Origin of the sequence: Selenomonas bovis DSM 23594 (genome assembly GCF_000381005.1) — a bacterium.
Lineage (GTDB): Bacteria > Bacillota > Negativicutes > Selenomonadales > Selenomonadaceae > Selenomonas_C > Selenomonas_C bovis.
In genome coordinates this window covers 1-25,348 of record NZ_KB908408.1, presented here as the reverse complement: position 1 = coordinate 25,348, position 25,348 = coordinate 1, and the positions used below count along the sequence as shown (strand labels likewise).

The following is a 25,348-nucleotide window of genomic DNA, read 5'->3' as shown; positions in this document are numbered from 1 at the left end:
GCCGCTTCCTGACAAAAGGGCATGTCAACGTAGAGGCAGAAACCATCCTGCTGGCAATGGCACATAACATTTTTAAATTGCATTGCAAAATACAGGCACAGCGATTAGGCGTGCACCTCATCCAAGTTGTGGCAGCAGCCTGAAACAGAACAGTGCAAAAAACGAGGCGATCGGTGACCGCCTGTTTCTTGTACTGTTTTTTATGCCATGATTATCGCCAGTGTCAGATGACCGTGATTGAGGTCAAAGAAAACGGGGCTATCCGCACGAAAATGCTTTCGTGAGACAGCCCCTTTTATGTGAATCCCCAAGAGCGCAAGCCGCAGGCGCAACGCGATTGGTTGGAAATCCTCTAAGGGCGGGCGCACAATGTCCACAAAGTAGACGTTTGTGCGTTGAGTTTCCTATGCAGGCGCGCCAGCCGCCATGATCAGCCTCACCGCCGCGCCTGCGCCTGCGCGTGCAGGCGGGCGATGCGGTCCTCCGTCGCGGGGTGCGTGGAGAAGAGGTTCATGATGGTGCTGCCGACGCCCTCGAGGGGGTTCACGATGAACATGTGGGCCGTGGCCGGCGTGGCGTCTGGGAGCGGCTGGGCGTGCTTGGCGTAGTAGTCGATCTTCGCGAGGGCGCTCGCGAGGTATTCCGGGTTGCCGCAGATCTCGCCGCCGCCCTTGTCCGCTGCGTACTCGCGGCTGCGGGAGATGGCCATCTGGATGAGGAAGGCCGCGATCGGCGCGATGATGATGGTGACGAGGCTGCCGAGGAGGCCGCCGCCCTCCTCGTCATCGTCGCTGCGGCCGACGCCGAAGATGGCAGCCCACTGGGCGATGTTCGCGATCCAGGAGATGACGCCCGCCATGGCCGCGGCGATCGTCGAGATGAGGATGTCGCGGTTCTTGACGTGCGTGAGCTCGTGGCCGAGGACACCTGAGAGCTCGTTGTAGTCGAGCACGCGCATGATGCCCGTCGTGACGGCGACGGCAGCGTGCGAGGGGTTGCGGCCCGTCGCGAACGCGTTCGGCACGTCGCTGTTGATGATGCAGAGCTTCGGCATGGGGAGATGCGCGTTCGCCGCGAGCTGCTCGACCATGCCGTAGAGCTCCGGCGCCTCCTCGCGCGTGACCTCCTGGGCGCCGTAGGCACGCAGCACCATCGGCGCGCTGAACCAGTAGGAGAAGAGGTTCATGCCGAGCGAGATGAGGAGCATGACGGTCGCGCCGCTCGTGCCGCCGAACGAGCCGCCGACGGCGACCATGATGCCGGTGAGCAGCGCCATGAGGATGAGAGTCTTGAGCGTATTCATTATGGATGCCTCCTTGTGAAGGTTGATTGACTTTTTGACTTACTTATAGTGTAGCAAGTTTTTCTGAAAAAGGGAAGGGGAAATTTGTACGGGGAGGATTACCTTTCCTGCCGCTTGTCCCGGCGGTTGAGGCAGTAGCCGAGGCCGAGGACGCCGATGATGAAGAGCGCCTTTAAGAGCGGCGCATAGGCTGCGAGGTAGCTGCCGAGCGCGCGGTCGCCGGTCATGAGCTCGGCGGCCGTGTAGGCGAGGATGGCCGCGCCCGCGTAGACGAGCGCGGGGATCTTCTTCATGAGCAGCAGGAAGAACTGCGCGCCGCAGAGTACGATGGGGATGGAGACGAGGAGGCCGCAGATGATGAGGCTCCATTTCCCCTCGGGTACGGTGTTCGCGACGCCCGCGAGGGAGAGGACGTTGTCGATGCTCATGATGAAGTCGGCGATGAGGATCGTGCGCACGGCCGCCCAGAAGGTCGTCGGCTGCGCGCCCGTCTCCTCGCTGCCGCCCTTGTGGTCGGTGAGGAGCTTCACCGCGATGTAGAGGAGCAGCGCGCCGCCGATGAACTCGAGGTAGGGCGCGGCGAGCAGCCCCGTCGCGAAGAGCGTGCAGCAGATGCGGATGAAGACGGCGCCCATGCCGCCGACGAGGATGGCGCGCCCCCGGTGATGCGGCGGCAGGTTCTTGCAGGCGAGCGCGATGAGGATGGCGTTGTCGCCCGAGAGGATGAGGTCTAAAAGCACGATGCTCGTAAAGGCCGCGAACCATTCCGGCGAGAACATGCCGGCAAAGAGAGATTCCATGCGTGAGACTCCTTTCAAAGGAAACGGCGCCGCGGCAGCGGCGAATAGAAACTGGCAAACAGTGCACACAGACAGGCGATGCGCACAGCCATTCATCGCGCGCAGCACTCCCGCGCGCCGCCATAAGAAAAGACCTTGCCCCGGCACCTGAAAAGGCACCAGGACAAGGTCTCGCTTACTCAATCAGCTGGCCACACCGGGATTGCTCCGTATTGACGATGACTGGCCATGCAGCTACTCCCCCTGTCAGAGGATGTCTAGAGAAAATATAGCACATCTCGCGCGGATGTTCAAGGGGAAATGAGAGATGACCTAGCATTTCATCGCAATGCCTCTTAGTCACTTGTCGCCGCCCGCGAGGTCGAGCACGAGGTCGATGGTGACTTCCATGCCCTTGGCCTTGGTGCAGGAAAGTTCCCATTCGCCGCCGATCTTGGGGATGAGGAGCTCGAGGATGGCGAGGCGGATGAGCATGGCGCGCTCGTCGATGCTCTGGCATTTCGCCTGGGCCATGCATTCATAGATGGTGCGCGGATTCTTCTGCACGTTCTCGCGCATGGCGCCCGCGGCCTGCTGGAGCTCGGGGGTGACGATGAGCTTTGGCGCGTGGAAGAAGAGCCAGAGCACGCAGCGCTGCGGGTCATCGCCCATGTGCGAGAGGGAGCCGGAAAAGAGCAGGCTGCCGCCCGCGGGCGAGTATTTGATGAGGTAGCTCATGATGCGCGTGAGCGTCATGAGGAAGAGGCGCTTTTCGACGAGGACGTGCTCCTCGCCGATGCCGCTGAAGTCCATGGTGAAGCGGATGTTCTTGCGCGCCGCGGCCATGGAGAGGATGCTTCCCTGACGCTTGAGCGTGTCGGCGAGCGGGATGTCCTGCCAGTCAGCGAGCGCGAGATTGTCCTGTGTCAGCTGGTTGAGCAGGCGCACCTCGATGAGGAAGTCCTGAACCTGGCCGCAGCGCAGGTAGTCCTCGTAGAGCGGGCTCTCAGGATCGGCGGCGCCCATCGCGAGGAGATGTTTCAGCGAGGTGCGCACAGGATCCATGATGTTGTCGTCCATGTAGGTGAAAAAGTCCTGCTGCGCGTGACCGATCTTCTTTTCCCAGGCGAGCGAGGCAGTCATGCTGTCGTGCTCGCGCTCGATGACGGCGACGCGCCGCTCGAGCCTGTTCCTGTGCCAGAGCATCCAGAGGAAATAGGCGAGGAGGCAGATGGCGAGGACGAGCAGGAATACGAGCGCGTTGGCCTGCGCGCCTGTAAGCCGGTCGAAGAGATTCGTCAAGGGGATCGGCGCCGCATTGATCTCCTTCTGCTCGATCTCGTCCATCTCTGTGGTCACGAGGTACTGGATCGTGCGGTCGAGCAGGAAGCCGATCTGCGGGTCGGCGTCCTTGGAGAGCGCGAGTGCCACGTAGGCCGGGATGCTCGGCAATGTCCGCAGCTCGTAGTCGCTCCGATGCAGGAGGCTCGCATAGTAGGTCGCGGTCATCATGTCACAGGCGATGGCGTCGACGCTGCCCTGCTCGAGGAGCGAGAGCGCGTCCGCCGAGGTCGCGGTCATCACATAGTCCTTGTCCGGCATCTGCGCGCGCAGGTGCAGACCATTCCCGGCGGTCGCCGCCAGGCGGTCCGGCTCGTGTCCGCTGCGGACGAGGAGGGCGAGGCTGTCCTGCTCGTAGGGCGTCGTCATGCGCAGGCCATAGTCCTGCGCCCGGCTGTAATTGACGCACAGGCTGCCGATGAGGTCGATCTTGCCATCTGCAAGGAGCGTGAACGCCTCCTCGACGTCCTTGACCGGCACGTAGATGAACTTCATCCCCGTGAGTGCCGCGATGCGCTCGAGCACGCGGACGGTGATGCCCTCCATCTTGCCGTCGCGCAGGTAGGAGTAGGGGGCGTTGTCGACGAGGAGCGCGACGCGCTGCTGCGGCAATGCGGCGATGAAGTCTTTCTCCTTGTCGCTCACGAGCACGCGGTAGCGGTTCCTGTCCGGCTGGGCGATACGCTCGAGCGTGCTGACGAAAGAGCTGTTGTAGAGCAGGATGTTGCCCATCGCCTGATCGAGCTGCGCAGCGAGCTGGGGCCTTTGCGGCGCGATGACGAAATACATCGCCTGCGGGGAGAACTCGGCGATGGCGGGGAACTTCTGTGCCTCGCCCGCGTAGGAGGTCGCGGCGAGGTCGATGTCGCCGGCGCGCAGTGCGGCGAGCAGATCGCCGCGATCGTGGTAGTTCGCGATGTCGAAGTGCAGGCCGTTCTTTGCTGCCCAGTTGAAAAAAGCCTTCGTGTCCGCGGTCTGCTCGCGCACGCCAACGCGCGCGCCATCCGTGCTGCCGATATCGCCATAGATGTAGCGATCATCTTCAGGGCGCGCGATGACCGCGATGCTCGTCGAGGCCATCGGATAGAGGGAAAAGAACATCTTCTTCTCCCTCTCCGGCGTCTTGAGCACGGTCGGCAGGAGGTCGATGCGGCCAGCAGCGACGTCGGCGATGGCCTGCGACCAGTTGGTGTAGGGGACGAACTCATAGTCCCAGCCCGTATAGCGGGCGATCTCGTAGAGATAGAGGGCATCGTAGCCGAGGTAGTGGCCGTCCTCGTCCCGGTAGAGCATGCTGCCAGAGGCGGAGTAGCCGACGCGCACCTTCGCATGCGTTGGCGGCGCGGCGTCCTCAGCGGCCGCGGCCGCCGGGAACAGGCAGACGAGCGCGCAGAGCGCGAGCAGGAGGGAGAGATAGCCGAGACGCTGTTTCATGGCGTTTCCTTCCTTTCCTGCTGCCCGCCGTCTGCGGGGAGAATCACATGTGTGTTGCGCCCCTTTTCCTTCGCGGCGTAGAGCGCGCGGTCGGCCTTCTTGTAGGCCGCCTCGTAGTCCTCATCCGCGAGCAGGGCGCAGCCGATGCTGACGGTGAGGTCGAGGGGGAGTCCTGCCTCTTTGCCGAGCCGACGCGCGTTCTCGTGGATGGCACGCGCGAGCGTCTCCGCCTCCGCCGCGTCCTCCGTCGCGAGGTAGGCGATGAACTCGTCGCCGCCGAGCCGCCCGAGAAAGCCGCGCCCGGCGAACGCCTGCCGCAGCGCGTTCGCCACGCAGATGAGCGCGCGGTCGCCGCCCTGGTGGCCGATCGTGTCGTTGACGCCCTTGAAATGGTCGACGTCGAGCAGGAACAGCATGCCGCCGCGCGTGCCGTCCGCGCGCGGCCGCCCGATGTGCTCGCGCATCCAGCTGCGCGTCGCGCCGGAGTTGTGGATGCGCGTGAGCCCGTCGAACTGGGCGCGCGCGACGAGCCGCGCCTCCTCGTTCGCCTGCTGCGTGATGTCGCGGAAGACGCCGAGCAGGTAGTAGGGGCGTCCCTCCTCGTCCTTCAGCACGAAGCTCTTCATGAGGAAGCGGCGCGGCGCCTCGCCGCGGCGCAGGTACTGATAGGGCGTATCAGCGGCAAAGGCGCCGAGGCAGTGGTAGATGGGGTAGAGCGGATGGGCCGCGTCCGCCTCCGCCGCCTCCCGGCCGCGTGAGAAATCCGGCAGCTCCTCGGGCAGGTGGAAGAGGCGTGCGCAGTCGGGAGAGAGCGTCGCCACGTCGCGTCCCACCTCGTAGCCGACCGTCAGCAAGCCCAAAGCAGACGCGGCGCCGTAGAAAAACTGCGTGAATTTGCCCAGTCGACACACCTGCCGCCGCAGGCGGTGGATATAGAAAAGGAGACCGGCGAAAAGACACGCCAGAATAAGATAAAAGAATTTCTCCATCGCTTGAAAGCCTCCTTTGTTCTTTTCCGTATCTGTTTTATTCCCATTATACAGAAAAAAGCCGCGAACGGGAAGAGCACGTTCGCGGCTTCGTTTTCTCAGCTGTGATGCCTTGTGAAATCAGATATCGAGGTTCCTCACGAGCTTCGCGTTCTCCTCGATGAACTGGCGGCGCGGCTCGACCTTGTCACCCATGAGGATGGTGAAGAGCTCGTCAGCCTCCTCCGCGTCCTCCATCTCGACGCGCAGCATCGTGCGGCCCTCAGGGTCCATCGTCGTCTCCCAGAGCTGCTCGGGATTCATCTCGCCGAGGCCTTTGTAGCGCTGGACGGTGATGCCGTCGCGGCCGACCTCGTCGAGCTTTTTCGCGAGTTCGTCGTCGCTGTAGGTGTACCAGTGCTTCTTGCCCTTCTTGATCTGGTAGAGGGGCGGCTGTGCGATGTAGACGTGGCCGTGCTCGATGAGCGGCTTCATGTAGCGGTAGAGGAACGTCAGGAGCAGCGTGCGGATGTGTGCGCCGTCGACATCGGCATCCGTCATGATGATGATCTTGCCGTAGCGGCGCTTCGCGAGGTCGAACTCCTCGCTGATGCCCGTGCCGAACGCCGTGATCATCGTGCGGATCTCGGCGTTCGCGAAGATCTTGTCGAGGCGCGCTTTCTCGACGTTCAAGATCTTGCCTCGGAGCGGCAGGATGGCCTGGAAGCGGCGGTCGCGGCCCTGCTTGGCGCTGCCGCCTGCGGAGTCGCCCTCGACGAGGTAGATCTCGGCCTGGTCGGGATCCTTGATGGAGCAGTCCGCGAGCTTGCCCGGGAGGCTCGAGACCTCGAGCGCGTTCTTGCGGCGCGTGAGCTCGCGCGCCTTGCGCGCCGCCTCACGCGCGCGGCTCGCCATGATGGCCTTGTCGATGATGCGCTTCGTGATGGCGGGGTTCTCATCGAAATACTCGCTGAGGCCCTCGGTCACGATGGAGTCGACGATGCCGCGCACCTCGCTGTTGCCGAGCTTCGTTTTCGTCTGGCCCTCGAACTGCGGCTCGCGGATCTTGAGGCTGATGACGCAGGTGAGGCCCTCGCGCACGTCCTCGCCCGTGAGGTTGCCGTCCTTGTCCTTGAGGATGCCCTGCTTGCGCGCGAAGTCGTTCGCCGCGCGCGTGAGCGCGATCTTGAAGCCCGCGAGGTGCGTGCCGCCCTCCTCCGTGTTGATGTTGTTGACGAAGGAGTAGATATTTTCCTGATAGCTGTCGTTGTACTGCAGCGCGATTTCGACGACGGTGTCGTCCTTCGTACCGTTGAAGTAGATGGGCGTCGGGTTGAGCTTTTCCTTCTTGCGGTTGAGGTGCTCGACGAAGGAGCTGATGCCGCCGTCGTAGTGGAACACCTCGCGCCGCGGCTGCTCGCCGCGCGCGTCCGCGAGCGTGATGGTGATGCCGTGGTTGAGGAACGCGAGCTCGCGCAGGCGGTGCCTGAGCGTCTCGAAGCTGTACTCCGTGACGGTGAAAATCTCAGGATCCGGGCAGAAGTGGACGCGCGTGCCCGTCTCCTCCGTCGTGCCGACGACGGTGAGCGGTTTCACCGTGACGCCACGGCGGAACGCGATCTCGTGGATCTTGCCGTCGCGCTTGACCTCAACGTCCATCGAGGTGGAGAGGGCGTTGACGACGGAGACGCCGACGCCGTGCAGGCCGCCGGAGACCTTGTAGCCGTCGCCGCCGAACTTGCCGCCCGCGTGCAGCACGGTCAGCACGACCTCGACGGCAGGCTTGCCGCTCTCGTGCATGTCGACGGGGATGCCGCGGCCGTTGTCGGTGACGGTGATGCTGTTGTCCTGCTCGATCGTGACGTCGATGTGGTCGCAGTAGCCCGCGAGCGCCTCGTCGATGGAGTTGTCGACGACCTCGTAGACGAGGTGGTGCAGGCCGCGCTCCGAGGTCGAGCCGATGTACATGCCCGGGCGCTTCCTGACGGCCTCGAGGCCCTCGAGGATCTGGATCTGCTCGGCGCCGTAGTCGGCGCTCACGGCCGTGACCTCGGCGCTCGACTCGTCGGTGTGGATGGTGACGCCCGTCGTGTCGAAGTCCTTGTCGATGAGCTCGGGATCGACGGCGCTCTGCTGCGCCTCCGGCGCCTCCTGCGTGAAATCAATCTTCTTGTCGTTCTCGTTTGCCATGAAAGTATTCTCTCCTATCTTCGCGGCTGGATGGGAAATGCCGGCTGCATGCGCCCCGGGAGCGCGCGTCGGCGCTTCCTCCTGGCTGCACTGCGGCGGCATCTCCGGGAAAGGCGGCATCAGGCGTCGTTTCCCCTGACGTATTGATAAGGAACCGCTGATTAAATGAGGTGCTCCGGATTTACGCGGATGCACTGTATCTCCCTAGGAGACAAACCGGAGGCGTAGCGGCAAAACGCTCCATCGCGTTTTGTGCTGAGGATTTGTCGACGACGGGAGGACAGTGCAGACGTGTGAAGACGGAGTGCCGAATTAATCAGTGGTTCCGTAGGTCTGCCGCGCCCGGCGCATGAGCGTCATCGGGGATATCGCGGACAGGTAGATATTTTTCTCTGTGATGATGAGTGATTTTGGCTGTTTCTCTCGCGCGGCGTCGATGACGCTGCCCGCGGCCCGCTGCCTTTGGAGCAGGTCGCAGCCTGGCGCGCCGGGCGCGGTGAAGAGGCGGATGTCGTGGATGGAGACGACGTCCGCGATGCGCACGGATATGTTACGGCCGAGATGTAGGAACACGGCTCTCACCTGCTTTCTTCTTGCCCCAGTCTATGTAGTCGTAGCGCTTGACGGGCTGCCACTCCCTGGGCTTCGCGAGGCTGCCGCGCAGGTAGTAGAGCGTGCGCTTGACCTTGTCCTCCGTGAGCTGCTCCGGCGGCAGGCAGCGAAAGAGCATCGTGAGCGTCTTGGCCGCGAGGCTCTCGTAGTCGGTGAGGAGCACCTTCGCCGCGAGCGACTGGATGAGGGAGACGCGACAGCTCGCGAGCAGCGAGGGCGTCACCTCGGGGATGCTTTCCTTCGCCTCGGCGTAGCGGAGCCACGGCACGTCGCGCAGGAGGCGCGTGACCTCCGTGCGCAGCGCCTCATCGTGGCGCATCTCGCAGACGCCGCAGCGCTTCGCGCCCGGCGGGCAGAGCGCGCCGCAGTCCTCGCATGGGTGATAGCCGTGCGCCTCCCGTACATGGCGGAGCTTCGCCTGGCTGAGCGTCAGGCGGAAGAGCCGCTGCCGCAGCGCCTCATCCTCGACGCCCGCGCAGCGCGTGCGCGCGGCGGCGATCTCCTCCTCCGTGAGGTCCGCGCGCGCGACCTGCGCGCGCAGCCGCTCCTCCGGCAGCGCGGCGAGCCCCTCAGCCGCGGCGTCCTCCCGCGCCTGTGCGACGGCCTGCCGCACGCGGCCGCTCCGCGCGAAGCGCATTTCCTTTACGAGGCGGCAGCCAGCGAAGTTGTTGACGCGCTGGCAGATGTCGAGCTGCATCATCATGATCTGGTTCCGCCAGACGGCGTCCGGCGAGTAGAGCCAGAGCACGTCGCGGAGGATGCGCACGGCCTCGACGCTCCGCGCGATCGGCGCACCGACGATCTCGCTCCAGTGGCCGACGACGCTCTCGCGCAGGTAGCGCTGCTCGACCTTCGGCCCGAGGGCGTGGATGCTCTTCGGGAGGATGCTTTTGACGGGCTCGACGCCCGGATGACGCTTTTTCTTCATGCCGCCCGTTCCTTTCCACAATTTTCCGACGCGAGGGGATGCGCACGCGCGCAGCGCGGCCGCCCGCAAGGTCAAATAGCGGGCGCAGCAGCACACGATCGCCGCACGGCAGCAGGCGCGCAGCCGCGCGCTACATGCGCGCGACCTGCCCGGCCGCGACGCGGTAGCGGGTGCCCAGGGGCGCGCGCGGGAAATACGCCGCGTCCGTCGCCGTGATGATGGTCTGGATGTGCTCCTTGCGCAGGAAGGCGAGCAGCGCCTGCCGCCGGTCCGCGTCGAGCTCGCTCATGACGTCGTCGAGAAGCAGGATGGGATATTCACCCGTCTCGGAGCGCAGGAACTCGAGCTCGGAGAGCTTCAGCGAGAGCGCGCCCGTGCGCTGCTGGCCCTGCGAGCCGAAGGAACGCAGGTTGACGCCATTGACGGCGAGTATGAGGTCGTCCCTGTGGGGGCCGACGGTGGTCGCGCCGCGCGCGATGTCATTTTCCCGGCACTCCTGTAGTTTCTCATTATACCATGTTTCGAGCGCATTTGTCACCGTAGGCGGCGCCTCGCCGCCGCTGCCGTCGATGACGAGCGAGAGCGCGAGGTTCTCCTGGCTGCCGGAGATGCGGCGCTGCATGAGGTTCGCGAGCATGCCGAGCTTGCGCACGACCTCGAGCCTTTTGCCCGTCACGCGCGCGGCGCTCGCCGCGAGCTGCGGCTCCCAGGGCGCGAGCGCGGCGGGCGCGGCGCGCCGCTCGCGGATGCGCTTCAGGAGCGCGTTCCGCTGCGCGACGAGGCGCTGATACGTCGCGAGCTCGTGGTAGTAGGCGGGGCTCGCCTGCGAGATCTCCCCGTCGAGGAAGCGCCGCCGCTCGGCGGGCGCGCCCTTGATGAGGAAGAGATCCTCGGGGGAGAAGAGGACGGTGTTGAGCGTGCCGACGAGCTCCTTTTGGCGGATGGGCTCGCCGTTGAGGCTGATCTTCCGCCGCCTGCCGCGCGCGAAGAGGAACTCGAGGCGGCTCTTCGCCGCAAAACGCGAAAAGGCCAGCTGCAGCGAGCCGGCCTCCTGTCCGAAGCGGATGAGATCCCCATCCTGATGCGTGCGGTGGGAGCGCCCGAGCGACGCGTAGCAGATGGCCTCTAAAAGATTCGTCTTGCCCTGCGCGTTCGCGCCGAGGAAGATGTTGATCCCCTCATCGAGCGTGAGCGTCAGGCTTTCGTAGTTGCGGTAGTTCTTGAGTGCGATGGCGTGAACGAGCATATTTCTCAGTCCCTCGTGACCTCGTAGCTGCCGAGGCCCTCGATCTCGATGATGTCGCCGGGCGCGAGGCGGCGGCGCTTCGTCGTCTCGATCTCGCCGTTGCGGCGGATGCGCCGCTCCTCGATGAGCTGCCGTATCTCGCCGCCCGAGGCGAGGACGCCGGCCCATTTGAGGAACTGGTCGAGCTGGATGGTGTCCGTGTCGATGGAGATTTTCGTCGTCATAGTCTTTCCCTTCCCCTCAATGCGCCGTGCGCACAGGCGTCACAACGTAGATGAAATCCGGATCGTCCGGCTCGGTGATGGTGATGGGGCTCAGCGGCTGATGCAGCGAGATGACGCAGCTTTCACCGTCGAGCGCCTTGAGCACGTCAACGAGGTAGGTCGCGTTGAAGGCAATCTGGATGGCGTCACCCTCGATGGCGACGGGGAGCGTCTCCTCCGCCTGGCCGATGTCGGGGTTGCTCGAGGAGATGTGGAGCTGCTCGTCGTGGAAGTCGAGCTTCACGACGTTGTAGTCGTTCGCACGGCTGATGAGGGAGACGCGGTCCATCGCCGCGCTGATTTCGCTCGTAGCGGCCTCGACCTTCACCGTGAGGTTCTGCGGGATGACGTTGCGGTAGTTGGGGAACGCGCCCTCGATGAGACGGGAGGTCATATAGATGTTCTCGAACGCAAAGCTCACCTGGTTCAGGGAGCAAGTGACTTCGACGTCGCTCGGGATCTCCGAGGTCAGGATGTGCAGCAGCTCATTCAGTACCTTGGCAGGAATGATGAGCTTCATCGCGCCGATGGGTGCGTCGAACGTCTCTTTTTTCACAGCGAGCCTGTGGGTATTCGTCGCCGCCATCGTGACGGTGTTCTGATCGATATCCATGTAGACGCCGGTGAAGATGGGGCGGCTCTCGTCATTCGAGCAGGCGAATACAGTCTTTTTCACAAGAGAACGGAGGACATTGTCCTTGATTGTGAAATGGAGATCTCCCTCGAGCCTGTGGATGACTGGGTATTCGCTGGCGTTCATCGTGCGCAGGGTGTAGTTCGCGGCCGCCGACTGGATGCGCACGCTCTTTGCCTCGCTGTCCTCGTCGATGCTGACGGTATCCCCAGGCAGCTTGCGGATAACTTCCTGGAAGTAGCGGCCGGGAAGTGTCATCTGTCCCGGCTGCGTAATCTCCGCATCGATGGCGATGATGATGCCGAGCTCGAAGTCCGTGGCTTCAAGTTCGAGCTGGCCGCTCTCGGCTCTGAGGTAGATACCGGAGAGGATGGGCATCTGCGGTTTGCTCGAGAGGGCTTTGCTCACGATGGAAAGGGCGCCTGTGAGCTCTTGTTTCTGACAGGTGAATTTCATTTTGCCTCGCTCCTTGTTTTTAATAAGGCTCGTTATCTTTGAGAAAAATAGTTGTCGTAGTCGTAGGGCTTGTGGAAAAGTGGATAAGCGGTGTGATGCGGCAGGATCTGCACAGGGTGGCTGTGGGTAACCTGTAGATAAGGGAGAGGGAGGTTGGCTGATGTTATCCACAGCATGCACAGCGATCTTGGCAAGCAGTACTTATCCACAAATCATCGACAGGATATACAGAAGCATCTCCACATGGTTTTCCACAGGTGCTTAGGGATAAGCTGCGTCACATCTTCTGAATGCGTGCGATGAGCTCATTGATGGTCTGGTTGAGCTTCTCGTCCGTTTCCTTTTCTTTCTTGATCTTGTCGTAGGCGTGCAGCACTGTCGTGTGGTCGCGTCCGCCGAAGAACTGGCCGATGGCCGGCAGGCTGCTCTCGGTGAGCTCGCGGCAGAGGTACATGGCGATCTGCCGCGGGAAGGCGATGCTGCGGCTGCGCTTTTTCGCGTGCAGGTCCTCGACCTGCAGTTTGAAGTAGGCGGCGACGATCTCCTGGATGATCTCGAGCGTGATTTCCTTGCTGCTGCTCGTGGGGAAGAGGTCCTTGAGCGCTTCGGAGACGACGTTCGTCGTCACGGGCTGTTTCGTGAGGGAGGCGTAGGCGCAGACGCGCGTGAGCGCGCCCTCGAGCTCACGGATGTTCGTGTCGATGCGGTTCGCGATGGCGAACATCACGTCGTTCGGCACCTCGATGTTGTCGACCATGGCCTTTTTCCGCAGGATGGCGATGCGCGTCTCGAGGTCCGGCGCCTGGATGTCCGTGATGAGGCCCCACTCGAAGCGGGAGCGCAGGCGTTCCTCGAGCTTCTCGACCTCCTTGGGCGGGCGGTCGGACGAGAGGATGATCTGCTTGTTGTCGTCGTGCAGCGCGTTGAAGGTATGGAAGAACTCCTCCTGCGTGCTCGTCTTGCCGGAGAGGAACTGGATGTCGTCGACCATGAGCACGTCGATCGTGCGGTATTTGTCGCGGAATTTCTCCGGGTGGCCGTCGCGGATGGAGTTGATGAGCTCGTTCGTGAACTTCTCGCTCGATACGTAGAGCACGCGCATCTCGGGGTGGTTCTTGAGGATGCGGTGGCCGATGGCGTGCATGAGATGCGTCTTGCCGAGGCCGACGCCGCCGTAGAGGAAGAGCGGGTTGTAGCCGTGGCCCGGGTTCTCTGCGACGGAGATGGAGGCGGCGTGCGCGAGCTGGTTGCTCTTGCCCGTGACGAAGGTGTCGAAAGTGTATTTCGGGTTGAGCGTCGAGGCGTCGCCCGGCGCGATGGGCGACGGATATTTGTGGCTGCCGCGTCCGTTCGCCTCGCCGGCGGCGGCTTCCTCCTGCCATTCATCCTTCGGGAGCGATAGCGCGGCGGCGTCTGGCGCGGCGTCCGCGCCCTCGTCGCCGAGCAGCGTCGGCTGCTCGATGCTTTCTCCCTTAGCTGCGCGGTGGCTGCTGCGCTGGCTGCGGGCGGCCTTGGCGGCTTTCTGCACCTTGCGCGGCGTGCGCGTTTCCTCGGGCTGGTCCTCGTCGCTCGGGGCCGGCAGGTCGAGGCTGATGAGCTCGACGCTGCGCGGCGTGCCGAGCACGTCGGCGACGGCATCTTCGAGGATGGGGATGTAGCGGTCCTTGATCCAGTCCTTGGAGAAGTCATTCGGCGCGGCGAGCTCGAGCGTGCGCTCATCGAGGCGGATGGGGCGCACGGGCAGCAGCCATTTTTCGCAGGCCACCTTCGAGAGGGATTCCTGCACTTTCGTGAGGATTTCCAGCCAGATGGCCTTGAGATCAGTTTCTTTCGTCGGCATAGAGATAGGTCCTTTCTGGTATAGATAATGATAGGATTCGTCCACAGGGGGAAATGTTATCCACAAATTCATCCACAAGTGTGGATAACTTCCAGGCACGCATGTGGGAAAGCCGCAAAAAAAATTACAAATCCGCGTCATGGAGGCCACGGCAGTTTGTAATCGTAAGAGAAGCGAGGCGTATGCGGTTAGTGGATAAGTCCTGTGGACAAAGGGAGGATGACGTGAAAAGAATCAAGACTAGTTTATCAAAAGCAGGACGAGTTATCAACAGGTTTTCGTGGAGGAACGGCGGTTTCACCTATAAATATCCACAGAATGCACAGAGTTGTCCACTTTTTTCCGCGGGCGACGAGATGTCGGGAGGCGGAGACGTTGTTTCCATTAGGACGAATATTGCTTTCAACTGATACCCGTTTATGATATAATGATTTTGAAATACTATATAAAATATTGCAGGGATTACTCAAGGCAAGGAGGGGGAGATTTGTGGATCGTATGACCATCCGCAAGAAGCTGTTTCTCGTCTTTGGGGTGCTCATCGCTATTTTTGTAGCGAACGGGCTCTATACGGGGTACAGCTTGAACCAAATCAACAGCGGCGCGCTGAGGATCGCGACGGAGCACCTGTCGAGCGTGATGATCGGCGCGGAAAGCAGCCGTACGCTTTCGGACTATCGTCAGGGCGAGTACGCGGTGCTGACGGCGACGACGCTGCCGAACCGCATCCATGCTGCACAGGAGACGAAGAAGAAGGCCGATCAGCTCGATATCGCTCTCGATGCGATGGATTCCTCCGTCGCGCCGGAGGTGCGCGATGATTTCGATGCGCTGCGCAGCACTTGGAGCGCGTACAAGGATACCTCGCAGAGGGTCATTCGTCTCGCCAAGGATGGGAACCAGGCGGAAGCGGCAGCGCTGCTCGATCGCTCCGGCAGTCAGTACGCCTCGATGACGAACCAGCTGAACCGCGTCGTCGACAGCAACAAGGATTTCATCCATCAGGAGAGCGCCGAGGCATCGAAAAAGTATGAGCAGACGAAGTGGACGCTCATCGTCTGCATCCTGCTGGTCGCAGGACTCTCCGGCGTCATGGCGTTCTATCTGAGTGCGGGCATCATGAAGTCCGTGCGCTATCTGATGCAGGTTTCCCGCGAGGTGGCCGGCGGGAATCTGACGGTCGAAGCCGTGCCGAAGACGCAGGATGAGTTCGGCGAGCTGACGGCAGCTTACGGCGATACCATCCGCAATCTGCGCACGCTGATCGAGCATATCCAGAAGACGGCCTCGGAGGTCTCGACCTTCGCGGCGCAGCTGACGGAGAACGCCAGCCAGTCAGCGCAGGCCACGCAGCAGGTCGCCGCGTCCGTCACGAACGTCGCCGGCAATACGAGCCAGCAGGGCGAGGCGGTCAGCCGGTCTCTCACGGATATCCAGGAGATGTCTGATAGCATCCAGGGATTCCAGGAGAAGGCGACGGCGTCGGCGGATTCGGCCCGCAGGGTCGAGCACATCGCCGGACAGGGCAAGGCGGCCATCGATGGCGCTGCCGTACAGATGGCGGAGATTGCCGATTCGGTGACGGATTCGGCCCAGGTGATCCGGAAGCTGGCGGACCGCTCCGCGGAGATCGGCCAGATCTCCGTGACCATTTCCGGTATCGCCGAGCAGACGAATCTGCTCTCTCTCAACGCGGCCATCGAGGCGGCGCGGGCAGGCGAGGCGGGACGCGGCTTCTCCGTCGTTGCGGAGGAGGTGCGCAAGCTCGCCGAGGAGTCCGACGCCGCGGCACAGAAGATCGCCGCGCTGATTCATACGATCCAGGTGGATACGGAGCAGGCGGTGCAGCGGATGGAGAAGGGAACATCCGATGTAGAGGGCGGACGCAAGGTCATGAGCGAGGCGGGAACGGCCTTTGAGCATATCGCCGAGGCCGTGACGGAGCTGACGGCGCAGGCGGATACCATCCAGCAGGAGGCCCGCAAGTCCGCGAAGCGCGCCGAGGCGCTTGTCGAGGTCATGGAGGGCGTCAATCAGTCCGGACGCGACGTGGCTGCCGAGACGGAGTCCGTCTCCGCGGCCACGGAGGAGCAGTCGGCTTCTATGGATGAGGTCGCCGATGCCAGCAAGAAGCTTTCCAATCTGGCGCAGGAGCTATCCGCGACGACGGAAAAATTCCGGATCTAAGGAGGGCAGATCATGAAATATTTCATTCACTGGTGCGGCCTCTTGGTACTGGCCGTCTCCCTGCTTTTACTCTCTGGCTGCGGCAGCGGGCAGACGGATAAGAGCGTCGCCGTCTCCTTTGCCAACTCCTCATCGAGCTGGCAGAAGAACGGGCAGACCATCAAGGAGATGCTGGAGCAGGAGGGCTTCACCGTCAATCTGCAGTTCGCGGATACCTCGGAGCAGCAGATCGAGCAGATCAAAAAGCAGATCGCCGCGCGCCCCAAGTGCCTGGTCATCGGCGCTGTCGACGGCGAGGCGCTGACGGATGTGCTCGCTGAGGCGAAGGCGCAGCACATCCCTGTGATCGCATACGACCGCCTCATCATGAATACGGACGCGGTATCGTACTATGCCGCCTTCGACAACGAAGCGGTGGGCGAGGCGATGGGGGAATACATCGAGGCCAAGCTCCGCCTCAAGAGCGGCGCGGGCCCGTTCCATATGGAGGTCTTCGCGGGAGATCCCGCGGACAACAACGCGCATCTCTTCTTCTCCGGCGCGATGAAGGTCTTAGAGCCGTATCTCGACCGGGGACAGCTCGTCATCCCGTCCGGAGAGAAGTCGTTCGATCAGGTCAATACCAAGGACTGGAAGCCGGAACATGCGAAGGAGCGCATGAGCAAGCTGCTGCGCGGGCCCGACGCCGGCAAGCATCTCGATGTCATTCTCGCTCCCAATGACGGCGTCGCCGGCGGCATCCGTGAGGCGCTGGCAGCCGGCGGCTATACGGCGATGCCGCTGCTCACGGGGCAGGACGCGGAGAGCAAGGCGCTCGAGGCCATCCGCAGCGGCCAGCAGACCATCACGATCTACAAGGATCCGGAGATCCTCGTCGCCAAGACCGTCCGCATGATCAAGGCCGTGGTCGAGGGGACGCAGCCGGATATCAACGACGTCAAATCCTACAACAACGGCGTCCTCGTGGTACCGTCGTACCTCTGCACGCCGCTCGTCATTGACAAGGACAATCTCGATGAGGTGAAATGAGTCCCGGGGAAGCATTTTCACTGGTTTTCCGGGGAATCGTTCATTTTTTCCGCGGACGCTTGACACGTTCCTGTCAGCTGATTTATAATTTGGGATAGCTATCTAGGCAGAGCTATGCCACTAAAGGAGGTGGAAGGATTGAAGCAGACATTTCAGCCGAACAACCATTGGCGCAAGAAGACGCACGGCTTCCGCGAGCGCATGAAGACGAAGGGCGGCCGTCTCGTCCTGAAGAGAAGACGCCAGCGTGGCCGGAAAAAGATTTCCGCATAAGATGGGTTCAGGTCACTTAGGTGGCCTTTTTCCATTATATTGGGAAACTGCTGCGAAGACGGCAGCTTCCAGGAGTTTTCAACGAGGAGAGATGCAGGGAATGCGCACGAACACGCTGCCGCGGCGGCTGATGCTCAAGAGGAGTGCCTGCTTCCAGCGGGTCTACCGGGCAGGTCGTTCCTATGCGAACCGGTATCTTGTCCTTTATGTTTTTCATATGCATGAGGGCGATCCAAAGCCGCTCTACGGCGAGGTCGGCTTCGCCGCGGGCAAGAAGCTCGGCTGCGCTGTGCGCCGGAGCCGCGTGAAGCGGCTGCTGCGCGAGAGCTACCGCAAGCACCGGGCGGAGCTCGCGCCGCGCACGGCGCTGATCCTCGTCGGCCGCAAGGCGGCCGTTGCGGCGAAGTGCCAGGAGGTCGAGCGCGCGTATCTCGCGCTCTGCCGCAAAGCCGGGATCCTGCGCTGAGGTCTGCGGCGTCTGTGATGGAGCGGACCGCGGCCTTGGCGGTGACTGGGGCAGTACTGGCTGCGTCCGTGCTTCCCAAAAGCGAGGCGGATGGCATGAAGCAGGTGCTTCTCTTTCTGATTTCTTTTTATCGCGCGGCGATTTCGCCGCTTTTCCCGCCGACGTGCCGTTATGTGCCGACGTGCTCGGCCTACGCGATGACGGCGATTGCGCGCTATGGCGCGCGGCGCGGCGGCATGCTCGCGCTACGCCGCATCTTGCGCTGCCATCCCTTCCACGCGGGCGGGTACGATCCCGTGCCGTGATGGTTTTGTACATACTTTCATGATTCCTTTGGTGCGCAGATGGTCAACCTACGTAAGATGGAAATGGACGTGATGAATTGACAGGTATTTTTTCGACACTCTTCCAGCCGATCGAGGAGATTCTCGCCTTCGTGCTGCAGATTCTCTACAATCTCACTTCGCTGACGGGATTCGGCAGCTACGGCGCTGCCATCATCCTTTTGACCATCGTCGTGAAGATGTGCCTCTATCCGCTGACGGTCAAGCAGATCAAGTCGATGAAGGCGATGCAGGAGCTCTCCCCGAAGATGAAGAAGCTCCAGGAGAAGTACAAGGACAATCCGCAGCTCATGCAGCAGAAGATCGGCGAGCTCTACAAGGACGCCGGCGTGAATCCGCTCGCTGGCTGTCTGCCGCTGCTCATCCAGATGCCGATCCTCATGGGCATGTATTACTCGCTGTTCAATTTCCAGTATCCTTCGCCGGAGGCGGCGCAGTTCCTCTGGCTGCCGTCGATGTCCGAACCGGATCCGACGCATATCCTGCCCGTGATCGCGGCGGTGACGACGTACTGGCAGACGCGCCAGACGTCCGATATGAGCAATACGCAGATGAAGATGATGGCGTATGTGATGCCGCTCTTCATCGGCTTCATGAGCTGGAACTTCGCTTCGGGTCTCGTGCTCTACTGGGCCGCGATGAACTTCTGCCAGATCGCGCAGCAGTGGTGGATGTACCGCGGTGAGGAGAAATCGGGCGCGAAGAAGGGGGCGGATGCATGAGCACGGTCATCGAGACGGGCAAGACCGTCGAGGAGGCGCTCGAAAAGGCGCTCATCGCGCTCGGACGCTCAAAGGATGAGGTCGATTACGAGGTGCTCGAGCAGCCTTCGCGCGGCTTCTTCGGTCTGTTCGGCGGCCATATGGCGCGCCTGCGCGTGACGGAGAAGCAGGAGGACGTGACATCTGCTGCGCCAGCTGCTACAGCGGCTGCGCCTGCTGGCGCGCAGCCGGCAGCATCTGCGTCGGCGGCGCCCGCGGCAGGGACGCCGCGCGCGCGCGCGGAGCAGTTCCTGCGCGATATCTTCCGCTGCATGGGGCTCACGGTGGCGATGTCTGCGCGGGAGACGGACGAGGGCTATGTCTACGACCTCAGCGGCGAGAGCCTCGGCATCCTCATCGGCAAGCACGGGCAGACGCTCGACGCGCTCCAGTATCTCACGAATCTCGCGGCGAACCGCGGCTGCGAGGAGGGGCGCATCCACGTCATTCTCGACGTCGAGGGCTACCGCAGCCGCCGCGAGGAGACGCTGCGCCGCCTCGCGGGTCATCTCGCGGAGAAGGCGTGCCGCATCCACGCGGAGGTGCGCCTCGAGCCGATGAATCGGCACGAGCGCAAGATCATCCACATGGCGCTGCAGGACAACTACCGCGTGAGCACGTACAGCGACGGCGACGAGCCGTACCGCTGCGTCGTGATCGCGCCGAAGCGCCGCCGCCGCTACCAGCGCGACTGGAGCCGCGAGCGCGGCGAGGACTGAGCGCAGCAGAGGCGTGCACTCATGGATACAGGTGAATCAAGAATCCCCGCGCGGGGATGAAAGACTGCTGTGAAAGGGCTGTCTCCTCTGGGGAGCGCCCTTTTTTCGTGCCGGGAGAGAGGCTGGGCCGCGAGGTCAGGCGGCATCTCGTTCGACATCAGGGAAAGGATGAGGACTATGCAGGCGGATACGATTGCGGCCATCGCGACGGCGCCCGGCGAGGCGGGCGTCGGCATGCTGCGCATCAGCGGCGCGCGCGCCATCGAGGTGGCGGACGCGGTGTTCCGCGCGGCGTCGGGGAAAAGTCTCAAGGACGCCGAGACGCAGCGCGTGCTCTACGGCCACGTCGTAGATGAGGAGGGCGCGCCCATCGACGAAGTGCTCGCGCTCGTCATGCGCGCGCCGCACTCCTATACGCGGGAGGATGTCGTCGAGCTCTCGTGCCACGGCGGCAGTATCGTGCTGCGCCGCGTGCTCGGCCGCGTGCTCGCGGCGGGCGCGCGCAGTGCGGAGCGCGGCGAGTTCACGAAGCGGGCGTTCCTCTCCGGGCGGCTCGACCTCTCGCAGGCGCAGGCGGTCATGGAGATTGTGAGCGCGCGCACGGACCGCGCGCTGCGCGTCGCGGAGGGTCATCTCGCGGGGCATTTCTCCGGGAAGATCCACGCCATGCGGCAGAAGTGCCTCGGGCTCATCGCGCATCTCGAGGCGGCTATCGACTTCCCCGAGGATGAGATTGACGATGTCGTCATCGACGAGGTGGAGCGCGCGGTAGCGCAGCTGCGCCAGGAGATCCGCGCACTGCTCGCGACAGCGCACACGGGGCGCATCCTCCGGGATGGGCTGCCGACGGCCATCGTCGGCAAGCCGAACGTCGGCAAGTCGAGCCTCATGAACGCGCTGCTGCGCGAGGAGCGCGCCATCGTCACGGACATCCCGGGCACGACGCGCGACAGCATCGAGGAGTATGCCGACATCGGCGGCGTGCCGCTGCGCATCATCGACACGGCGGGCATCCGCGAGACGGACGATGCCGTGGAGCGCATCGGCGTCGAGAAGGCGCGCGGCTACATCGAGCGCGCGGCGCTCGTGCTCGCGCTCTTCGACGCCGCGCAGCCGCTGGGCACGGAGGATGAGGAGATCCTCTCCCTCGTCGCGGGGCGTCCCGCGCTGCTCCTGCTCACGAAGTCGGATCTGCCGCCCGTGACGACGCCCGCGGCGCTCGCCGCGGCCTACGCGAGATGCGCGGGGGGAGACGCCGCGGCGCCCACCATCCTCGCCATCTCCGCGCGCGAGGAGCAGGGACTCTCTGCCCTCGCCGCGGCCATCGGCGATTTCGCGGGCACGGGCAGCGGCCTCGAGGAGGGGAGCTTCGTCTCCGACGAGCGCTCGGCGGCGCTGCTGCGCGCGGCGGACGCGCAGCTCGGCGCGGCACTCAAGACCATCGGCGCGGGGCTCTCCGTCGACTTCATCTCCATCGACCTGCGCGCCGCCTGGGAGAAGCTCGGCGAGATCACGGGCGAGACGGTCGGCGAGGACATCATCGACGAGATTTTCAGCAAATTCTGCATCGGGAAATAGCCGCGGCAAGGCGGCAGGCAGCGGCCACAGGGGCCGCAGGGCAAGGGAGGCCATCACATTTTGTTTACTGCAGGAACGTATGACATCATCGTCATCGGCGCCGGACACGCGGGCGTCGAGGCGGCGCTCGCGGCCGCGCGGCTCGGCTGCGAGACGCTGCTCGCGACGCTCTCGATGGATAACATCGCGCTCATGCCGTGCAACCCGTCCGTCGGCGGCCCGGCGAAAGGCCACCTCGTGCGCGAGGTCGACGCTTTAGGCGGCGAGATGGGCGTGAACGCGGACAGGACCTGCATCCAGTTCCGCATGCTCAACACGGGCAAGGGCCCGGCCGTCCACGCGCTGCGCGCGCAGGCGGACAAGAAGCTCTACCAGTTCACGATGAAGGAGACGTGCGAGAACACCGAGCATCTCGACGTCAAGCAGATTCTCATCACCGACCTCCTGCTCACGGAGGACAAGAAGGGCGTGCGCGGTGTCGTCACGGAGACGGGCGAGGTCTACCTCGCGCGCGCCATCGTCATGGCGACGGGCACATACCTGCGCGGGCGCATCATCATCGGCGAGCACACGTACAGCGGCGGGCCGAACGGCCAGCGCCCCGCGATGCGCTTTTCCGCCTCGCTCGCCGAGGCGGGCGTCCGCCTCATGCGTTTCAAGACCGGCACGCCGGCGCGCGTCGACGCGCGCACGCTCGACTATGAGAAGATGGAGCTGCAGCCGGGCGATGAGGAGGCGCGCAATTTCTCCTTTATGAGCGATGTGCGCACGCGCGAGCAGGTGCCCTGCTACCTCACCTACACGAACGAGCGCACGCACAAGATCCTGCGCGACAACATGGACCGCGCGCCGATGGCGAACGGCATCATCCAGGGCGTCGGCCCGCGCTACTGCCCCTCCATCGAGACGAAGATCCTGCGTTTCCCCGACAAGGAGCGCCATCAGCTCTTTCTCGAGCCCGAGGGCCTGCACACGAACGAGGTCTACGTACAGGGCATGAGCACGAGCATGCCGATGGACGTGCAGCTCGCGTTCCTCCACACCATCCCGGGGCTCGAGCACGCGCACGTCATGCGCGCGGGCTACGCCATCGAGTACGACTGCATCGATCCGACGCAGCTGCGGCCGAGCCTCGAGTTCAAGACGATCCGCGGCTTTTTCTCCGCGGGACAGTCGAACGGCACCTCCGGCTACGAGGAGGCCGCCGCGCAGGGCATCATCGCGGGCATCAACGCCGCGCAGTATATCAAGGGCGCGCCGCCCGTCGTCCTGAAGCGCTCGGAGGCCTACATCGGCGTGCTCATCGACGACCTCGTGACGAAGGGTACGCACGAGCCCTACCGCATGATGACGAGCCGCGCCGAGTACCGCCTGCTGCTGCGCCAGGACAACGCCGACGCGCGCCTCACGCCCATCGGCCGCCGCATCGGCCTCGTCAGCGACGCGCGCTGGGCGCGGTTCGAGAAAAAGCAGGCCGCGATCGGGGCCGCCGAGCGATCGCTCACGGGCCTCGTGCTCACGCCGAGCCGCGAGACGAACGAGCGGCTCGTGGCGCATGGGCTCGACCCCGTGCACACGCGCGCGACGGGCTGCGACCTCCTGCGCCGTCCCGGCGCGACCTATGAGACGATCCGCGCGGCGTTCCCGGAGCTCCCGGAGCTCGCGCCGGAGGTGCGTGAACAGGTGGAGATCAGCAGCCGCTACGAGGGCTACATCAAGAAACAGCAGGAGCAGGTCGCGCGCATGGAGCGCCTCGAGGCGAAGCGCCTGCCGGATAATATCGACTACGCCGCTGTGCCGAGCCTGCGCGACGAGGCGCGCGAAAAGCTCACCGCCATCCGCCCCGAGAGCGTCGGTCAGGCGTCGCGCATCAGCGGCGTCTCGCCCGCCGACATCTCCGTGCTCCTCGTCTGGCTCGAGCAGCAGCGGCGGCAGGCAGGAAAATAACGACGCGCGGCGAAAGATAAGCATAGAAACGCCGGACGCTTGAACATCAGAGCGCAGGGAGCCAGAAGTGGCGGCAGGCGTAGGGCAGCGCCGCCAGCCGCGTTCTATGGCGCAGCCTGGCAGGGGATGACGAGAGGAAAAGAGGAGGAACAGACATGGAATTTACCGAGGCGCTGCGCGCGGCAGCGGCCGAGGCCGGCATCGCGCTCAGCGAGGCGCAGCTCGCGGCCTTCACGCGCTACTACGAGCTGCTCATCACGTGGAACGAGAAAATGAACCTCACGGCCCTCACCGCTCCTGGAGACGTCGCCGTGAAGCACATCATCGACTCGCTCACCGCCTACGACGCGGCGCTCTTTGGCGGCGCGCCCGCCGTCATCGACGTGGGCACAGGCGCGGGCTTTCCGGGCCTGCCGCTCAAGATCTTCGCGCCGGACATCCGCCTGACGCTCATGGACTCGCTCGGCAAGCGCGTGAAATTCCTCGAGACCGTCGTAAGCGCACTCGGCCTCCAAGGTGTCGCCTGCATCCACGCGCGCGCGGAGGAGGCGGCGCGCGACCGGGCGCACCGCGAGCGCTACGACCTCGCCGTAAGCCGCGCCGTCGCCCGCCTGCCCGTCCTGCTCGAGTACACGCTGCCCTTCGTGAAAGAGGGCGGCCACCTCCTCGCGCTCAAGGGACGTCAGTACGAAGACGAGGCACGCGAGGCTGCGCGCGCGCTGAAGCTCCTCGGCGGTACGATCGAGGAGACGCGCCCCGTCCACCTGCCCGGCCTCGACGACGTCCGTGCCGTCATCCTCATCAGGAAGGAACGCCCCACGCCGCGTTCCTACCCGCGCAAGGCCGGCACACCGGCGAAGAAGCCGCTCTGAGCAGGCAGGGAAGGCCAGAGAAGCACGGTTCCTTTGGCAACTCCTGAGGAACTGCGAAGAGTAAAGGAGGAGAGGGAATGAAACGATTTCTAGTACTGTGCCTCGCCGCAAGCTGCCTGTTTTCCCACGCGGCCGCGCAGCAGGCAGATCCGGCCGCCGCGCAGACAGCAAGCGACGCGGCCGCCGCACAGCAGGCCGATGACCAGGCAGCTACCCAGGCAGTGACCGCCTCCACCGGCACCCTCGCGGGCCGCGCTGATGGGAAGGCCGCCGGTTTGCAGGCGACAACGAGGAAGCCGCGGGAGAAAAAGAAAAAAGCCCCCAAAGCGCGGTACGCGCAGATTCTGACGGACAACGGCTACCGCTACGACCTCGACACGAGAAATCTCCGCTGGATTCCCCTGCCGCACAGCGGCGATGAATACATCATCGATGTCTGGGTGAAGCTCACGCAGGAAGCGCCGAATGACGGCAGCGACGGCACCTACACCTACCCGGAGAAATACTACCTCGCGCATTACTATGTACGGCCGAAGACGCGGCAGATCCAATTCCTCTCGGAGCTCGAGGTCACGGGCGGGCGTCCGGACAACACGGTGAAGGGACGCGGCTATCAGGCGCAGAACTGGGAAGACCTCACGCCGGACTCCATCGAGGACGTCATCTACGAGAGCGCCGTAACCTATGCGGGCAAGAACAGACTCGGCGGCGCCTCCAGAAATAACATGAGCATCCGCGACGCCGTGGAGGAATACCTGCGGGTGTCTTTCTAATCAAGTTCCTATCAGAAAATGGCGAGTTATCCACAAAGTTGTGCACAACTTTGTGGATAATTTGCTATTTGCGTGGATATCTGATCATGCATCGCTTGTGGAACTCTCTCATTCAGGAAGCACGGATTCATTCAACACTCCGTCTTCACGCGTCTGCGCTGTCCTCTCGCCCTCGACAATCCTCAGCACAAAACGCGATGGAGCGTTTTGCCGCTACGCTTCCGGTTTGTCTCCGAAGAGTACAGCGCATCTACGCAAATCCGGAGTACCTCATTTAATCAGCGCTTCCTTAAGGAAGCACGGATTCATTCGGTACTCCGTCTTCGCGCGTCTGCACTGTCCTCTCGTTGTCGACAAATCCTCAGCGTAGCCCGCTACGCCTCCGGTTTGTCTCCGAAGAGTACA

The 25,348-nt window shown here is 63.4% G+C and carries 22 protein-coding genes; 11 read left to right on the top strand and 11 right to left on the bottom strand.

Features of this window, described 5'->3' with window-relative positions; all coding sequences use genetic code 11:
• Positions 1-436 precede the first annotated feature (436 nt).
• The 11 genes from htpX to dnaA form a co-directional block, all read right to left on the bottom strand.
• Entirely contained in the window at positions 437-1,303 is an 867-nt protein-coding gene (htpX, locus tag F599_RS0110970; RefSeq protein WP_019543566.1) for a zinc metalloprotease HtpX, read from the bottom strand.
• Positions 1,304-1,401: 98 nt separating this feature from the next.
• On the bottom strand, positions 1,402-2,103 hold the full coding sequence (locus tag F599_RS0110965) for a TerC family protein (protein WP_019543565.1): 702 nt from the start codon (positions 2,101-2,103) through the stop codon (positions 1,402-1,404).
• Positions 2,104-2,442: 339 nt separating this feature from the next.
• Entirely contained in the window at positions 2,443-4,857 is a 2,415-nt protein-coding gene (locus tag F599_RS0110960; RefSeq protein WP_019543564.1) for a transporter substrate-binding domain-containing protein, read from the bottom strand.
• A complete protein-coding gene (locus F599_RS0110955; RefSeq protein WP_019543563.1) occupies positions 4,854-5,846 on the bottom strand; it encodes a GGDEF domain-containing protein in 993 nt (330 codons plus the stop codon). The genes F599_RS0110960 and F599_RS0110955 overlap by 4 nt, the downstream gene beginning before the upstream one ends.
• Positions 5,847-5,966: 120 nt before the next feature.
• Entirely contained in the window at positions 5,967-8,015 is a 2,049-nt protein-coding gene (gyrB, locus tag F599_RS0110950; protein ID WP_026327958.1) for a DNA topoisomerase (ATP-hydrolyzing) subunit B, read from the bottom strand.
• Between the two features lie 312 nt (positions 8,016-8,327).
• The gene (remB, locus tag F599_RS0110945) at positions 8,328-8,588 is read right to left on the bottom strand and encodes an extracellular matrix regulator RemB (protein WP_019543561.1); all 261 of its coding nucleotides are present in this window, start codon (positions 8,586-8,588) and stop codon (positions 8,328-8,330) included.
• A complete protein-coding gene (locus tag F599_RS0110940) occupies positions 8,566-9,555 on the bottom strand; it encodes a DciA family protein (RefSeq protein ID WP_019543560.1) in 990 nt (329 codons plus the stop codon). Before F599_RS0110940 ends, remB begins: the two co-directional genes overlap by 23 nt.
• A 130-nt stretch (positions 9,556-9,685) precedes the next feature.
• A complete protein-coding gene (recF, locus tag F599_RS0110935) occupies positions 9,686-10,801 on the bottom strand; it encodes a DNA replication/repair protein RecF (RefSeq protein WP_019543559.1) in 1,116 nt (371 codons plus the stop codon).
• A gap of 5 nt (positions 10,802-10,806) precedes the next feature.
• Complete coding sequence (locus F599_RS0110930; protein ID WP_019543558.1) at positions 10,807-11,025, bottom strand: RNA-binding S4 domain-containing protein; 219 nt, start codon at positions 11,023-11,025, stop codon at positions 10,807-10,809.
• A 16-nt stretch (positions 11,026-11,041) separates the two neighbouring features.
• On the bottom strand, positions 11,042-12,154 hold the full coding sequence (gene dnaN, locus F599_RS0110925) for a DNA polymerase III subunit beta (protein ID WP_019543557.1): 1,113 nt from the start codon (positions 12,152-12,154) through the stop codon (positions 11,042-11,044).
• Between the two features lie 277 nt (positions 12,155-12,431).
• A complete protein-coding gene (dnaA, locus tag F599_RS0110920) occupies positions 12,432-13,994 on the bottom strand; it encodes a chromosomal replication initiator protein DnaA (protein WP_019543556.1) in 1,563 nt (520 codons plus the stop codon).
• 498 nt (positions 13,995-14,492) lie between these two features.
• Between dnaA and F599_RS14210 the strand changes: the two genes are divergently transcribed.
• The 11 genes from F599_RS14210 (at position 14,493) to F599_RS14200 (ending at position 24,943) form a co-directional block, all read left to right on the top strand.
• Positions 14,493-16,181, top strand: a complete 1,689-nt coding sequence (locus tag F599_RS14210) for a methyl-accepting chemotaxis protein (protein ID WP_019543555.1) — start codon at positions 14,493-14,495, stop codon at positions 16,179-16,181.
• Positions 16,182-16,193: 12 nt separating this feature from the next.
• Positions 16,194-17,210: a substrate-binding domain-containing protein gene (locus F599_RS14205; protein WP_019543554.1), complete on the top strand. Its 1,017-nt coding sequence runs from the start codon at positions 16,194-16,196 to the stop codon at positions 17,208-17,210.
• Positions 17,211-17,348: 138 nt separating this feature from the next.
• Positions 17,349-17,483 (top strand): 50S ribosomal protein L34, encoded by a 135-nt coding sequence (rpmH, locus tag F599_RS0110905; RefSeq protein WP_019543553.1) that lies wholly within the window; start codon positions 17,349-17,351, stop codon positions 17,481-17,483.
• Between the two features lie 100 nt (positions 17,484-17,583).
• Complete coding sequence (gene rnpA / locus F599_RS0110900) at positions 17,584-17,949, top strand: ribonuclease P protein component (protein ID WP_019543552.1); 366 nt, start codon at positions 17,584-17,586, stop codon at positions 17,947-17,949.
• Between the two features lie 95 nt (positions 17,950-18,044).
• A complete protein-coding gene (yidD, locus tag F599_RS0110895) occupies positions 18,045-18,254 on the top strand; it encodes a membrane protein insertion efficiency factor YidD (protein WP_019543551.1) in 210 nt (69 codons plus the stop codon).
• A 77-nt stretch (positions 18,255-18,331) separates the two neighbouring features.
• The gene (locus tag F599_RS0110890; RefSeq protein WP_019543550.1) at positions 18,332-19,015 is read left to right on the top strand and encodes a YidC/Oxa1 family membrane protein insertase; all 684 of its coding nucleotides are present in this window, start codon (positions 18,332-18,334) and stop codon (positions 19,013-19,015) included.
• Positions 19,012-19,773, top strand: coding sequence for an RNA-binding cell elongation regulator Jag/EloR (gene jag / locus F599_RS0110885; protein ID WP_019543549.1), 762 nt, complete (start codon positions 19,012-19,014; stop codon positions 19,771-19,773). The genes F599_RS0110890 and jag overlap by 4 nt, the downstream gene beginning before the upstream one ends.
• Positions 19,774-19,950: 177 nt before the next feature.
• Positions 19,951-21,351: a tRNA uridine-5-carboxymethylaminomethyl(34) synthesis GTPase MnmE gene (gene mnmE, locus F599_RS0110880; protein ID WP_019543548.1), complete on the top strand. Its 1,401-nt coding sequence runs from the start codon at positions 19,951-19,953 to the stop codon at positions 21,349-21,351.
• A gap of 60 nt (positions 21,352-21,411) precedes the next feature.
• Complete coding sequence (mnmG, locus tag F599_RS0110875; RefSeq protein ID WP_019543547.1) at positions 21,412-23,298, top strand: tRNA uridine-5-carboxymethylaminomethyl(34) synthesis enzyme MnmG; 1,887 nt, start codon at positions 21,412-21,414, stop codon at positions 23,296-23,298.
• Positions 23,299-23,453: 155 nt separating this feature from the next.
• Positions 23,454-24,170, top strand: a complete 717-nt coding sequence (rsmG, locus tag F599_RS0110870; RefSeq protein WP_019543546.1) for a 16S rRNA (guanine(527)-N(7))-methyltransferase RsmG — start codon at positions 23,454-23,456, stop codon at positions 24,168-24,170.
• Between the two features lie 77 nt (positions 24,171-24,247).
• Positions 24,248-24,943, top strand: a complete 696-nt coding sequence (locus F599_RS14200; RefSeq protein WP_019543545.1) for a hypothetical protein — start codon at positions 24,248-24,250, stop codon at positions 24,941-24,943.
• Positions 24,944-25,348: the final 405 nt, after the last annotated feature.

Coding starts and splice junctions, on each gene's coding strand:
- dnaN (WP_019543557.1), bottom strand. CDS start 12,154: ATGAAATTCACCTGTCAGAAACAAGAGCTCACAGGCGCCCTTTCCATC.
- rsmG (WP_019543546.1), top strand. CDS start 23,454: ATGGAATTTACCGAGGCGCTGCGCGCGGCAGCGGCCGAGGCCGGCATC.
- F599_RS14200 (WP_019543545.1), top strand. CDS start 24,248: ATGAAACGATTTCTAGTACTGTGCCTCGCCGCAAGCTGCCTGTTTTCC.
- rnpA (WP_019543552.1), top strand. CDS start 17,584: ATGCGCACGAACACGCTGCCGCGGCGGCTGATGCTCAAGAGGAGTGCC.
- yidD (WP_019543551.1), top strand. CDS start 18,045: ATGAAGCAGGTGCTTCTCTTTCTGATTTCTTTTTATCGCGCGGCGATT.
- F599_RS0110930 (WP_019543558.1), bottom strand. CDS start 11,025: ATGACGACGAAAATCTCCATCGACACGGACACCATCCAGCTCGACCAG.
- F599_RS0110955 (WP_019543563.1), bottom strand. CDS start 5,846: ATGGAGAAATTCTTTTATCTTATTCTGGCGTGTCTTTTCGCCGGTCTC.
- F599_RS0110965 (WP_019543565.1), bottom strand. CDS start 2,103: ATGGAATCTCTCTTTGCCGGCATGTTCTCGCCGGAATGGTTCGCGGCC.
- recF (WP_019543559.1), bottom strand. CDS start 10,801: ATGCTCGTTCACGCCATCGCACTCAAGAACTACCGCAACTACGAAAGC.
- F599_RS0110960 (WP_019543564.1), bottom strand. CDS start 4,857: ATGAAACAGCGTCTCGGCTATCTCTCCCTCCTGCTCGCGCTCTGCGCG.
- F599_RS0110940 (WP_019543560.1), bottom strand. CDS start 9,555: ATGAAGAAAAAGCGTCATCCGGGCGTCGAGCCCGTCAAAAGCATCCTC.
- mnmE (WP_019543548.1), top strand. CDS start 19,951: ATGCAGGCGGATACGATTGCGGCCATCGCGACGGCGCCCGGCGAGGCG.
- gyrB (WP_026327958.1), bottom strand. CDS start 8,015: ATGGCAAACGAGAACGACAAGAAGATTGATTTCACGCAGGAGGCGCCG.
- F599_RS14205 (WP_019543554.1), top strand. CDS start 16,194: ATGAAATATTTCATTCACTGGTGCGGCCTCTTGGTACTGGCCGTCTCC.
- jag (WP_019543549.1), top strand. CDS start 19,012: ATGAGCACGGTCATCGAGACGGGCAAGACCGTCGAGGAGGCGCTCGAA.
- F599_RS14210 (WP_019543555.1), top strand. CDS start 14,493: ATGACCATCCGCAAGAAGCTGTTTCTCGTCTTTGGGGTGCTCATCGCT.
- htpX (WP_019543566.1), bottom strand. CDS start 1,303: ATGAATACGCTCAAGACTCTCATCCTCATGGCGCTGCTCACCGGCATC.
- dnaA (WP_019543556.1), bottom strand. CDS start 13,994: ATGCCGACGAAAGAAACTGATCTCAAGGCCATCTGGCTGGAAATCCTC.